The organism is Oxalobacter formigenes (genome assembly GCF_002127965.1).
Taxonomy (GTDB): domain Bacteria; phylum Pseudomonadota; class Gammaproteobacteria; order Burkholderiales; family Burkholderiaceae_D; genus Oxalobacter; species Oxalobacter formigenes.
On record NZ_CP018787.1, the window covers coordinates 128,189 to 140,958 of the forward strand.

A 12,770-nucleotide genomic window follows, 5' to 3' on the forward strand; every position below is an offset into this window, starting at 1 on the left:
GCCCATGACAAGCAGTGACAAGACGAAAAATTCACCACTCGGCAAATCGACGACTTATCCGACACAGTACGACCCGTCGCAATTGTTTCCGATAGAACGGAAACCGATGCGCGAAAAACTGGGTATTACCGGTTCATTGCCCTTTTTCGGCCTCGACTTCTGGAACGCTTACGAGCTTTCATGGCTTAACCTGCGTGGAAAACCACAGGTCGGGATCATGAATTTTTCCGTCTCGGCCGATTCCCCCAATATCGTTGAATCGAAATCGTTGAAGCTTTATCTGAATTCATTCACCCAGACCCGGATGGATGAAGCCGGTGACCTGATCCAGATTCTGCGGACTGATTTGAGTGACGCTTTCGGCTCACCTGTTCAGGTCTCTATCCGGCAACCGGATGTTTTTCCTGCAACCAGACTGGAAGAGCTGAACGGCCTGTCGCTTGACCGGCTGGATATCGGCACAGACAAGTACACTCCCGATCCATCTTTCCTGAAAAGCAATGAGGAAGAATTTCCGGTTGAAGAAACGCTGGTTTCCAACCTGCTGAAAACAAATTGCCCGGTAACCGGCCAGCCGGACTGGGCCAGCCTGCAAATTCATTATGCCGGCCCGCAAATCGATCAGGAGGGATTGCTGAAATACATTATCAGCCTGCGCTCATCCGAAGATTTCCATGAACAGTGTGTCGAGCGGATTTTTCTGGATATCCTGAAAATGTGCAAACCGCAAAGCCTGACGGTTTACGCCCGCTACACTCGTCGTGGCGGCATCGATATCAACCCCTGGCGAAGCAATTTCTCATCAGGGAAAAGACCGCAAACACTCCGGCATGCGCGCCAGTAAAACGGATGATCGGCAAAACATCTTGAGAATCGACATGGCCTGTATCGATCAATGCGTTTTATAATTCATTTCCTACAATACCGGATTATTTATGGTAACGAACCTTTCCAAAATCCTGCCTTCTGAAAACGTTGTTCTCGATCTGGAAGTATCGAGCAAGAAACGGGTATTCGAACAGGCAGGTCTCATTTTCGAAAATAATTGCGGTATTTCACGATCCGATGTGACCGATAACCTTTTTGCCCGTGAAAGTCTGGGTACGACAGGTCTCGGTTACGGCGTGGCCGTCCCGCATGGCAGAATCAAGGGGCTGAAAACACCGGTCGCAGCTTTCGTCAGACTGGCAAAGCCGATTCCTTTTGAAGCTCCCGATGGAAAACCGGTCAATCTCCTGTTTTTCCTTCTGATCCCCAATAACGTTACCCAGCAACATCTGGAAATCCTGTCTGAAATCGCAGCCATGTTTTCCGACGGGACATGCCGGACATTCCTGTCGAATGAAGCCAATCCTGAACGGATTCACGATGTTATCGTAAACTGGGAACCCGGACAGCAACTTCCTTCCTGAGTTCACCTGATAAACGGACCATGCCATGTCGACACCCATTTCCCTGACCATCCAGCGTTTATATGCGAACAACAGAGATGCACTGAAATTGACCTGGTTTGCCGGTCTCGATGGCGGTAACCGTCAGGTTTCCAGCGGTAGTGGACTGGCCGCCGATCAGGTCGGGCATCTGAACCTGATTCATCCAATGCGTATTCAGGTTTTCGGGCGTCAGGAAATCAATTATTACGAAAGGCTCTCGCCGGAATCCCGCGCTTATCTGGTCCATGAAATTGCCGATTGCAATCCTCCTGCGCTGATCATCGCACGTGATCTCGACGTTCCTCCGGACATCCTTGCCATTTGTAACGAAAACAATATTCCGCTTTTCACCACGCCACTGGCCGCAGCAGAAGTGATCGATTACCTTCGTGTCTATCTTTCAAAACAGCTCGCCCTGCGGATCATCATGCACGGCGTATTCATGGACGTTCTCGGGGTCGGCGTTTTGATTACCGGCGATTCGGGCCTGGGTAAAAGCGAGCTGGGTCTCGAGCTGATCACCCGAAATCACGGCCTTGTGGCTGACGATGCCGTTGAATTTTCCCGGATTGCGCCGAATGTCATCGAAGGTCGCGCTCCGATGCTTTTGCAAAATCTTCTGGAAGTTCGTGGACTGGGATTGCTCGACATCCGTGCCATCTTCGGTGAAACGGCCGTTCGCAGAAAAATGCAGTTAAAACTCATCGTGCATCTGACGCGCATGAGAACGGGTGATGAAGACATCGATCGTTTGCCAATCCATTCCCCGACACAGGAAGTTCTGGGGCTTCCCATCCGCAAGACAGTCATTCCCGTCGCAGCGGGCAGAAATATCGCTGTTTTGCTGGAAGCGGCCGTTCGCAATACCATCATGCAATTGCGTGGTTTCAATACCATGGAAGAATTCATGGAACGCCAGAGAAAAGCCATGATGAAAGACGAACCCTTTTAATCAAACGCTCCTTTTTGCCAAAGCGATGTGGTAGGCTGTCGAAAGTGGCATGACTTTTATTTCAACGCGCGCATAGCATGCAAATCATTATCATCACCGGTATATCGGGTTCCGGAAAATCAGTGGCCTTGAATGCACTGGAAGACGCCGGTTATTTTTGTGTCGATAATTTGCCGCCAGTCCTGCTTTCCAGACTTGTCGAAACCAGACTGGAAGACAATGAGGACAAACTGGCAGTTGCCGTCGATTCCAGAAGTGCAGCTTCGCTGACCGACCTGCCGAAAAGTGTTATCGAACTCAAGAATCAGGGACATGCTGTTCACGTCCTGTTCCTGACAGCCGACGACCATTCGCTGATTACCCGTTTTTCGGAAACAAGGCGCAGCCATCCCTTGTCCCATCGTCTGCCAAAAGGCACCAGCTTATCCGATGACCGGACGCTTGTGGAAGCCATCCGGGAAGAACGTGCCATGATGTCTGACATCCAGATGATCGGGCAAGTTATCGATACGTCGAATTCCAATTCCAACCAGTTGCGTAACCGGGTCAAGGAACTGGTTGAAATCGAACAGTCACCGCTTACGCTGCATTTCGAATCCTTCGGTTTCAAATTCGGCGTTCCGCTCGATGCCGACATCATCTTTGACGTGCGAAGCCTGCCGAACCCTTATTACGACGTGCGTCTGAGGCCACTGACAGGCAAAGACAAGCCTGTCATCGAATTCCTTGAATCGCAAGCTGACGTTGCCGAATTATTGAAAGACATCCGGGACTTTGTCGAAAAATGGCTGCCATCCTTCCGTCGCGACAACAGGAGTTACCTCACCGTTGCGCTCGGCTGCACGGGTGGCCAGCACCGTTCCGTCTACATGGTTGAACAGCTTGCCCGCCATTTCATGAAAAAAGAACAGGTCGTTACCCGGCACAGGGAATTGACCGGTTCACGATAAATCAGTCGGCCAGGTTCAATACCTGCTGGCGCAAGGAATCATTCAACAGTTTTCGCACAGGTGCAGGCAAGGGCGCCTCATCCAGCCGGTTCATATCGTACCAGACATACTTTTCTTCTTCTGCCCGCAATTGACGACTGTCCAGTCCGATCAGACAAGGCGTTATCTGGAGACGGAAATGGGAGAAAACATGTGTAAAGGGTTCCAGAAACCGGAAAGAAGACGTTTTTCCAAAAGAAGAAGCCACCGATTTCAGCCGGGATACATCCGCAATCTCTTCATCACCGGCATCTTCAGGCAATTCACATTCCGGCAAGGATAGCAGGCCACCCCAGATACCGGCTTCAGGCCTTTTTTCCAGCAGGACTTTCCCTTCTGAAAGCAAAACCAACATAATCGTTTTCCGGGTCGGGGAAACTTTTTTCGTTTTTTTGGCAGGGAGTTCTTCGATCCGGTTTTCTGCCAATGCGATGCAGGAAGTCGAAAAAGGACATATTGAACAATCCGGCCGGCTTCTCACGCATACAGTCGCGCCCAGATCCATCAAACCCTGTGTATAGGCTTCCAGATCGGACTCGGGCAATAATTCATAGGCAAGCTGCCATAATTTTTCTTTCGCTTTTTTGTCGCTGGCCTGTTCGGCAATACCGAAAATACGGGAGAAAACACGCACGACATTGCCGTCCAGAATGGCCGCACGGACACCGGAAGAAAAAACGGCTATCGCCGCTGCAGTCGATTTGCCGATTCCCGGTAAATCTTCAAGCAAGACCGGATCGGAAGGAAAAATGCCTTTGTATTCTTCAACGATAATTTGAGCACAGCGATGAAGATTTCTGGCTCTGGAGTAATAACCCAGTCCGCTCCAGTACGACATCACCTCTTCCTGTTCGGCATACGCCAGTGCGGATACATCTGGAAAACGTTCCAGAAAGCGCAAATAATAAGGAATCACCGTTGCCACCTGAGTTTGCTGCAGCATGATTTCAGACAGCCATATCCGGTACGCATTCCGGGTGTTCTGCCAGGGAAGGGAATGCCTTCCATGCCTTTTTTGCCAGGCAACGAGCGTTTCCCCGAATGAAATGGAAGAAATGGCGATACCGCCAGAGTCAGACAAATTTTCCTTGATCATATAAAAATCCGGTATCGCTCAACAGACCATTCGCGATTTCGTCAAACCGGCAACACAATTTTACAAATTGATATTCCCGTATGTTATAGAATGCTTTCCAATATCCAATCAGGCAGCATCCCGATTTTATCCTGCCATTTATTTTCAAATAAAGATGAAAAATATTTTTTCCCATCTGCTGAAGAAAACGGGGCTTTTCACCGTCATTGTAATCACTCTCGGTCTAACGGGTTGTTCCACGATGCAATCCATCAACCCTGTCAATCTTTTCTCCACCGAGACTGCACGCAGATGTGTCGATAAAGTCAATATCAAGGGACGTTTTTCCATCCTGTACAAGCTGGACGACAGGGAAGAGTCGCTTCACGGCAAATTCGGCTGGGAACAATCCCCGGAAAATACCGTCGTGACATTGATGTCTCCTCTCGGACAAACGATAGCAAAAATAGAAATCACGCCTCAAATGACGACATTCACCGCTCCCAACAGGGCACCGGCAAGCGCGCCTGATGCTGAAGAACTGATCAAATCCCAGCTCGGCTGGACATTGCCGGTTTCAGGCATGAAAGGCTGGTTACAGGGTTGTGCAACGGATTCCCGCGGACAATCTTTTATCGCCACACCTGAATCGACACAAGTTTTCACCAGAGATGGGTGGCAGATCAATTACGCGAGCTGGATCGATGGACCGACGATGCCGCTTCCGAAACGGATTGACCTGATCAAGGGCAATCAGGACTCGCTAAACGGCGTCGACATCAATCTGAAACTGGTTATCGACGAATGGAATTTCTGATCGGCAATGAACATGTCGAAATCTTTTTTACATAATTGTCCGGCTCCGGCCAAACTCAATCTTTTTTTACACGTTACCGGTCAACGGCCAGACGGTTACCACCTGCTGCAAAGCGTCTTCCAGTTGATTGACCTGTGCGACATCCTCCATTTCGATCGTCGCGATGACAGTCAAATCAGACGTCTGACCGATAACGACCAGATACGTGAAGAAGACGATCTGGTGATACGCGCGGCAAAACTGCTTCAAAAGGCCGCCAGTAATAAAAAAAACGGATTTCTTCCCGGCGTCGATATCCGGATTGAAAAAAACATTCCCATGGGTGGCGGACTGGGTGGAGGTTCCTCCGACGCAGCGACGACCCTGCTTGTTTTGAACCGGCTCTGGAATTGCAATTTCAGCCGGGAAGAACTGATGGCATTAGGAGTCCAATTGGGTGCCGATGTACCCTTTTTCATTTTCGGTGAAAACGCCTACGCCGAAGGCATCGGAGAAAAATTGACACCGGCAGCGACACACGACGGATATTTCGTTGTCATCAAACCACCCGTTTCCGTTCCGACAGCGGCGATATTTCGCTCCAAAGAATTGACAAGAAACACGGAACCCATCAAAATAGCGAACTTTCCCGGTATCTATAAAAATTTACCCGATTTCGGTAAAAATGATTTGCAAGCAGTCGCAATCAGACTTTTTCCGGAAATCGCAACGGCTCTCGATACATTGGGCCGGTATGGAAAAGCCCGAATGACCGGGTCCGGAGCATGTGTTTTTGCCCGATTCGGAAATAAAACGGAAGCTGAAGAAGTGGCCGCCAGCCTTTCCCGAAAATGGGAAGTCTGGACAGCCAAAAGTTTGCAAAATCATCCACTTGAAGCTTTGTTCGGCAGTAAAAGTTGATGATATCGTTTTTTCCGGCGCTCGGTTATAATACCGTGCACTGGAAATTCAGCAGGGGAATCGCCAAGCTGGTTAAGGCACAGGGTTTTGATCCCTGCATGCGAAGGTTCGAATCCTTCTTCCCCTGCCACTCCTTTTGCAACGCCCGCCGCCAGGCGTGCAGCACTGATTGTCGGCAAGTACACAACGGGATGCGTTACACCTTATGTGACTTTTAACCCAGTAACGAGAATGTCGCAGAAAACTCATGTCCGACAATAATTTAATGATCTTCACTGGCAACGCCAATCCGGCTTTGGCCGCCCAGGTTGCCAGCAAACTCGGTATCCCTCTTGGCAGGGCTTTCGTTTCCAAATTCTCCGATGGCGAAACCACTGTCGAAATCAATGAAAACGTTCGCGGCAAGGATGTCTTCGTCATCCAGTCCACCTGCGCTCCCACCAACGATAACCTCATGGAAATCGTTTTGATGGTCGATGCCTTGAAACGCGCTTCTGCCGAACGCATTACCGCCTGTATCCCTTATTTCGGCTACGCCCGTCAGGACCGCCGCCCGCGTTCCACCCGCGTCGCCATCTCGGCCAGGGTCATCGCCAACATTCTTGAACACATCGGTGTTGACCGTGTGCTGATCATGGACGTCCATGCCGACCAGATCCAGGGATTCTTCGATATCCCGGTCGACAATATTTACGCATCCCCTATCCTTTTGAAAGACCTGCAAAAGAAAAATTACAAGGATTTGCTCGTCGTTTCTCCCGATATCGGCGGTGTCGTTCGCGCCCGGGCGCTGGCGAAACATCTGGATTGCGACCTGTCGATTATCGACAAACGCCGTCCCCGTCCGAATGTTTCCGAAGTGATGAATATCATCGGGAACGTCGAAGGCAGAAACTGCGTGATTATGGATGACATGGTCGATACGGCCGGTACCCTGACACAAGCGGCTGAAGCCCTGAAAGAAAAGGGCGCCAAAATGGTTGTCGCCTACGCCACCCATCCTGTTCTGTCCGGCCCTGCCGTCAAACGCATTACCAGCTCTTCTCTTGACGAGCTCGTCGTAACCGATACGATTCCATTGTCGGATGCAGCGAAAGAATGCAAGAAAATCCGCCAGCTTTCCTGTGCCGAACTTCTTGCCGAAACATTGAAACGCATTAATTCCGGCAAATCCGTTATGTCTCTTTTTAACGAGGCTAATGTATAATTGCGCCTTTTACCGGATTCGGTAAACCGTTTTCACCAAGCCTCTGGTCGCGGAGGCTTTTTTCAACTAGAGGTTTTCAACCTCGTTTTATTGGAGTTTTATAAATGAAGATCATTGCATACACGAGAGCAGAGATAGGGTCCGGAGCGAGCCGCCGCCTGCGTGCTGCTGGTATGGCACCTGGCATTGTCTATGGTGGTAACAGCGAACCTCTCAACATCAAACTGGATCACAATGCCCTTTTCTACGCACTGAAAAGAGAAGCATTCCATTCCTCCATTCTCGATCTCGAAATCGATGGCAAGAATCAACAGGTTCTGTTACGTGATTTTCAGGTTCATGCATATAAACCTGTCGTGCTGCACGTTGACTTCCAGCGTGTTGACGCCAACCAGAAGATCAACGTCAAGGTGCCTCTGCACTTCGTCAACGAAGACGCTTCTTCTGCCAAGAAATCGGGTGTTGTTCATCACGCTGTCACCGAACTGGAAATTTCCTGTCTGCCAGCCAATCTGCCAGCCTTCATCGAAGTCGATCTGGGCAATCTGGAAATCGGCCAGACCATTCATCTGGGCGACCTCAAACTGCCAGAAGGCGTTACGGCAATTTCCCATGACGAATCGATGCCGATCGTTACAGCTACCGCTGCAACCGAAACAGCCGAAGCCGCTGATGAAGATGCACCGGCAGCAGACGCTCCTGCAGCAGACGCTGAAGCAAAAGATAAAGAATAATTTATCGAAAACAAAAAACCTGCCTTTTCGGCAGGTTTTTTGTTGGTTTTATCCAATACAATATCATGCTGATACGATAAAAAGGGCAACAAAATCCCTTTTAAATATGTCGTTTTTTTCAATGGTCAGTTATAATATCGTTCTGTAGTTCAACAGGGGAGTCGCCAAGCTGGTTAAGGCACTGGATTCTGATTCCAGCATGCGAAGGTTCGAATCCTTCTTCCCCTGCCATCACTTTCAAAGCACCCAACAGGCGTGCAAAAAATCATGTCCGACAATAACTTAATGATCTTCACTGGCAACGCCAATCCGGCTTTGGCTGCCAAGGTTGCCAGCAAACTCGGCCTTCCTCTCGGTAAAGCATTCGTTTCCAAATTCTCTGACGGCGAAACCACTGTCGAAATCAATGAAAACGTTCGCGGCAAGGATGTCTTTGTCATCCAGTCCACCTGCGCTCCCACCAACGATAACCTCATGGAAATCGTTTTGATGGTCGATGCCTTGAAACGCGCTTCTGCCGAACGCATTACCGCCTGTATCCCTTATTTCGGCTACGCCCGTCAGGATCGCCGCCCGCGTTCCACCCGCGTCGCCATCTCGGCCAGAGTGATTGCCAACATCCTGGAAAATATCGGTGTTGACCGTGTACTGATCATGGACGTCCACGCCGACCAGATCCAGGGATTCTTCGATATCCCGGTCGACAACATCTATGCTGCGCCATTGTTATTGAATGACCTCCGCAAAAAGAACTACAAGGATTTGCAGGTCGTTTCCCCTGACATCGGCGGTGTCGTTCGTGCCCGGGCGCTGGCAGAACATCTGGGATGTGAATTGTCGATTATCGACAAACGCCGTCCCCGTCCGAATGTTTCCGAAGTGATGAATATCATCGGGAACGTCGAAGGCAGAAACTGCGTGATTATGGATGACATGGTCGATACGGCCGGTACCCTGACGCAAGCGGCTGAAGCCTTGAAAGAACGCGGTGCAAAAATGGTCGTCGCCTACGCCACCCATCCTGTTTTGTCCGGCCCTGCCGTCAAACGCATTACCAGTTCCTCTCTTGACGAGCTCGTCGTAACCGATACGATTCCATTGTCGGACGCAGCGAAAGAATGCAGCAAGATTCGCCAGCTTTCCTGTGCCGAACTTCTTGCCGAAACATTGAAACGCATCAATACGGGCGATTCGGTCATGTCCCTGTTAAAAGGCATGTACGATTCCGATCACTGATCGATTGCATTGACAAAAAAACCGCTCATTTCATAATTGAGCGGTTTTTTTATTTTCAGAACAGATCAGCGATTCGTATGCAAATCCTTCATTGCCTTGTCGAACTGCCCATCGCACAGCAAAGGGATGATCTGCATGCCATGCCCGATAGCCTCATTGATCAGGTTCTGGTCTTCATGCCGGGGACGCTGAAGCACGTAATCGATGACGGGAGACTTCAGATTCTGGTTTCTGGGATGACCCACTCCGATACGCAAACGCCAGTAATCCTGTCCGCCCAATGCTGAAGTGATGTCTTTCAGGCCGTTATGCCCGGCACTCGAGCCTCCCCGTTTCAGTTTTGCCAGTCCCGGATTGATGTCCAGATCGTCATGAACCACCAGAATGTCTTCAGGTGCTATCTTGAAGAAACGAGCCAATGCTCCGACCGCCTGACCGGAACGGTTCATGAATGTCTGCGGCTTCAGCAACCAGACATCGTTGCCGTTTATTTTCGTTTTTGCGACAAAGGCCGAAAACCGGGCTTCCTTTTGCCAGCGTCCGCCCTGACTGGCGTTCTCAAGATTGTCTACGAACCAGAAACCTGCATTATGCCGGGTCTGTTCATACTCTGGACCGGGATTGCCCAGCCCGACAATAAGCCGAATACTCATAATAGAAAAAATCGGGAATAGTAAAAATTGGAATAAAAATCAGTTGGCGCGTTGCTGGACAAGAATCCAGGGCCTGACCACAACAGCCCATAAACTGGCGTCCGTTTCGGACCAGATTTGTGCCTGCCCGTCAGTTACCCGCTCGATCTGTTTATTTTCCAGCATGTCCGAAATGGCCTTTGCATCATCGTTAGCCATCAGAGTGGCCACCTGAATCATATCGACGGAATCGTCCACTGATATGATTCGACCCGCGGCGAAAAAACGTTCCAGTTCTTTCCATGGGATTTGGGCTGTTTCCAGATTGATTTTGGCGTACAGCACTTCATCTTTTTCAGGATTGCTTGTCATAAGAATTCAGGTCAATTAGTAATGGGGCGGTCTTTCATTGATCGTTCTGTCGTTTTCCAGCTCGATGATCCGTTTCGCCATATCTTTCAGAACAGCTTCCAGCTGGTCGATTTTGACCTGCTGCTGATAAACCAGCTTGTTCAATTCATCGATCATGTCTTCCTGATGGCTGATTCTGATCTCGAGATCGACGAAGCGTTCTTCCATTTTTGCAGTTTCCATAAAGTTTTGGAATAAAAATCGGATAATGTTCCAGTTTATGCCGCTTTTGGTTTTTGTAACAGGGCTTTCAAATTGGCCAGCCGGTCTTTAGGGGTAATAATTTCATCTTCTTTCGGAGGCGCGTCGCCTTCATCCAGCTTCATCTCTTCGATAAATCGCGACGGCTCACACTGCACGATTTCGCGTCCCCGCTTGCGTTTTTTGCACCATGAAATATGAAGCGTCCGTTGCGCACGGGTAATGCCGACATACATCAGTCGACGCTCTTCCTGTATCCGTGTCGCCAGCTGTTCGGCTGGCGTATCCGGATCACCCAGATGAGGCAGGATGCCTTCTTCCACACCGACCAGAAATACATGAGGAAATTCGAGACCCTTTGCCGCATGCAAAGTGGATAAATGAACGGCATCCGGTTCCTGATCCCGGCCTTCGAGCATCGTCATCAAGGCGACCATCTGGGTCAGTTCAAGCAGGTTTTTCTCCGGTCCGTCTTCATGTTTGCCACCCTTGCTTTTATCTTTGAGCCAGTTGGTGAATTCAAGCACGTTCTGCCATTTCGTCTTGGCTGTCCGTTCATCGAAATTGTCGTACAGATAGGCTTCATAAGCAATTTCATGCATCAGCTCATCGAGGAGGGCTGCTGCATTCTCGCCTTTTCCGGACGCTCCCGGACGGCTCGCCCGTTCCTCGATCTGGTTAATGAAATCACAGAACTCCCGTAAAGGCGTCAACTGCCTTGGCGCAAGCTTGGCTTCGATCCCGCCCTTGAAAACCGCTTCGAAAAGGGAACACTGCCATTGACCGGCGAATGCCCCAAGCGTTTCCAGCGTCGATTGTCCGACACCTCGTCTTGGTGTCGTCACTGCACGGATGAAAGCCGGATCGTCATCCAGATTGGCGATCAGGCGCAGATAGCTGATGATATCCCGAATTTCAGAGCGTGCGAAAAAACTCTGGCCGCCGGAGATGGTATAGGGAATATTGTCCCTTCTCAAAGCCGTTTCGAAAATACGGGCCTGATAATTGCCCCGGTAAAGAATGGCATAGTCGGAAAATTTGGCATGGCGTTCAAACTTGTGTGCAGACAGCTGCATGACGATCTGCTCCGCTTCCTGTTCGTCATCCGGCATACTGGACACTTCAACGGGCTCGCCGAGTCCATGTTCCGACCACAAGGTCTTTTCGAAAAGTTTCGGATTGTTTTTGATGACCGCATTGGCTGCCTGTAAAATGCGTGTCGACGAGCGGTAATTCTGTTCAAGCCGGATGATTTTCAAGTCGCTGAAGTCATCCTGCAAGGTCTTCAGATTTTCTATCGTGGCACCGCGCCACGCATAAATCGCCTGATCGTCATCGCCCACTGCGGTAAACATCGGTTTCTTCCCTGCGCCCGTCACCAGAAGCTTCACAAGTTCGTACTGGCAGGTGTTGGTATCCTGATATTCATCGACGAGCAGATAACGCAATCTTCTTTGCCATTTTTCGCGTACCTTGTCATTCGAGCGGAACAGCTCGACCGGCAAACGGATCAGGTCGTCGAAATCGACTGCCTGATAAGCGGATAGCGTCGCCATGTAATTCTGGTAAATCCGTGCAGCCTGAGCCTCTTCGTCATCGACGGCGTTTTTCAGGGCGACAACCGGATCGACCATCCCGTTTTTCCAGAGCGAGATAACACCCTGAATCCTGCGGATAGTCTGTTTGTCGGTCGTTACCGCCAGATCCTGAACCAGAGAAAAACAGTCGTCACTGTCGAGAATGGAAAAACGGTCTTTCAGGTTCAGCTCTGCCGCTTCCTGCCGCAATATTTTCACGCCAAGAGAATGGAAAGTCGAAATCGTCAGTTGCGACGCCTGTTTCGGTTCGGTCAGCAACTTCGATATACGTTCCTGCATTTCTGCAGCGGCCTTGTTGGTGAAGGTCAGGGCAGCAATATTTTTCGCTTCATAAACGCCACTGTCGATCAGATGGGCGATTTTCTGGGTAATGACACGTGTTTTTCCCGAACCGGCTCCGGCCAGTACGAGACATGGGCCATCCATATAAGTCACCGCATCATGCTGCTGGGCATTCAACCTGGCTGGCGCATTCATTGATTTATCCAAACGTTTTCATAAACAATAGAGGGGTGCCATTATAGCAGCGGACAAGAGAACCATCTCCCCCCGGTTCGGGTTAAACTGTAAACTTATGCGATTTGA

At 50.0% G+C, this 12,770-nt stretch carries 14 protein-coding genes and 2 tRNA genes; 11 read left to right on the forward strand and 5 right to left on the reverse strand.

All coding sequences use genetic code 11. The features are described 5' to 3' along the window. The first annotated feature begins 4 nt into the window (after positions 1–4). The 4 genes from queF to rapZ all read left to right on the forward strand — a co-directional run bounded on the left by queF (position 5) and on the right by rapZ (position 3,335). On the forward strand, positions 5–844 hold the full coding sequence (gene queF, locus BRW83_RS00675) for an NADPH-dependent 7-cyano-7-deazaguanine reductase QueF (RefSeq protein ID WP_005882495.1): 840 nt from the start codon (positions 5–7) through the stop codon (positions 842–844). A gap of 91 nt (positions 845–935) precedes the next feature. Next, positions 936–1,412, forward strand: a complete 477-nt coding sequence (locus tag BRW83_RS00680) for a PTS sugar transporter subunit IIA (RefSeq protein WP_005882492.1) — start codon at positions 936–938, stop codon at positions 1,410–1,412. Between the two features lie 25 nt (positions 1,413–1,437). After that, on the forward strand, positions 1,438–2,385 hold the full coding sequence (hprK, locus tag BRW83_RS00685) for an HPr(Ser) kinase/phosphatase (RefSeq protein ID WP_005882490.1): 948 nt from the start codon (positions 1,438–1,440) through the stop codon (positions 2,383–2,385). 77 nt (positions 2,386–2,462) lie between these two features. Next, positions 2,463–3,335: an RNase adapter RapZ gene (rapZ, locus tag BRW83_RS00690; protein WP_005882487.1), complete on the forward strand. Its 873-nt coding sequence runs from the start codon at positions 2,463–2,465 to the stop codon at positions 3,333–3,335. A 1-nt stretch (position 3,336) separates the two neighbouring features. On the opposite strand, the gene mutY is transcribed toward rapZ, so the two are convergent. Continuing rightward, a complete protein-coding gene (mutY, locus tag BRW83_RS00695; protein ID WP_005882485.1) occupies positions 3,337–4,470 on the reverse strand; it encodes an A/G-specific adenine glycosylase in 1,134 nt (377 codons plus the stop codon). 154 nt (positions 4,471–4,624) lie between these two features. Here mutY and lolB point away from each other — a divergent pair, with 154 nt between their 5' ends. From lolB to BRW83_RS00730, 7 genes are all read left to right on the forward strand, one after another. After that, positions 4,625–5,266, forward strand: a complete 642-nt coding sequence (lolB, locus tag BRW83_RS00700; protein WP_005882483.1) for a lipoprotein insertase outer membrane protein LolB — start codon at positions 4,625–4,627, stop codon at positions 5,264–5,266. Positions 5,267–5,278: 12 nt separating this feature from the next. Then, a complete protein-coding gene (ispE, locus tag BRW83_RS00705) occupies positions 5,279–6,166 on the forward strand; it encodes a 4-(cytidine 5'-diphospho)-2-C-methyl-D-erythritol kinase (RefSeq protein ID WP_005882481.1) in 888 nt (295 codons plus the stop codon). A gap of 53 nt (positions 6,167–6,219) precedes the next feature. Further along, positions 6,220–6,296, forward strand: a tRNA-Gln gene (locus BRW83_RS00710). 117 nt (positions 6,297–6,413) lie between these two features. Continuing rightward, complete coding sequence (locus tag BRW83_RS00715; protein WP_005882479.1) at positions 6,414–7,373, forward strand: ribose-phosphate pyrophosphokinase; 960 nt, start codon at positions 6,414–6,416, stop codon at positions 7,371–7,373. A gap of 104 nt (positions 7,374–7,477) precedes the next feature. Next, a complete protein-coding gene (locus BRW83_RS00720; RefSeq protein WP_005882477.1) occupies positions 7,478–8,107 on the forward strand; it encodes a 50S ribosomal protein L25/general stress protein Ctc in 630 nt (209 codons plus the stop codon). A 154-nt stretch (positions 8,108–8,261) separates the two neighbouring features. Then, positions 8,262–8,338: transfer RNA gene (locus BRW83_RS00725), tRNA-Gln, on the forward strand. A 36-nt stretch (positions 8,339–8,374) separates the two neighbouring features. After that, positions 8,375–9,343 (forward strand): ribose-phosphate pyrophosphokinase, encoded by a 969-nt coding sequence (locus BRW83_RS00730; protein ID WP_005882475.1) that lies wholly within the window; start codon positions 8,375–8,377, stop codon positions 9,341–9,343. 65 nt (positions 9,344–9,408) lie between these two features. Here BRW83_RS00730 and pth read toward each other — a convergent pair whose 3' ends face one another. The 4 genes from pth to BRW83_RS00750 are packed head-to-tail and all read right to left on the reverse strand — an operon-like array spanning position 9,409 to position 12,662. Continuing rightward, complete coding sequence (pth, locus tag BRW83_RS00735) at positions 9,409–9,996, reverse strand: aminoacyl-tRNA hydrolase (protein WP_005882473.1); 588 nt, start codon at positions 9,994–9,996, stop codon at positions 9,409–9,411. Between the two features lie 39 nt (positions 9,997–10,035). Further along, on the reverse strand, positions 10,036–10,347 hold the full coding sequence (locus tag BRW83_RS00740; protein ID WP_005882471.1) for a DUF2288 domain-containing protein: 312 nt from the start codon (positions 10,345–10,347) through the stop codon (positions 10,036–10,038). 15 nt (positions 10,348–10,362) lie between these two features. Beyond that, positions 10,363–10,569, reverse strand: coding sequence for a SlyX family protein (locus BRW83_RS00745; RefSeq protein ID WP_005882469.1), 207 nt, complete (start codon positions 10,567–10,569; stop codon positions 10,363–10,365). A 35-nt stretch (positions 10,570–10,604) separates the two neighbouring features. Then, on the reverse strand, positions 10,605–12,662 hold the full coding sequence (locus tag BRW83_RS00750) for a UvrD-helicase domain-containing protein (protein WP_005882467.1): 2,058 nt from the start codon (positions 12,660–12,662) through the stop codon (positions 10,605–10,607). Between the last annotated feature and the right edge of the window lie 108 nt (positions 12,663–12,770).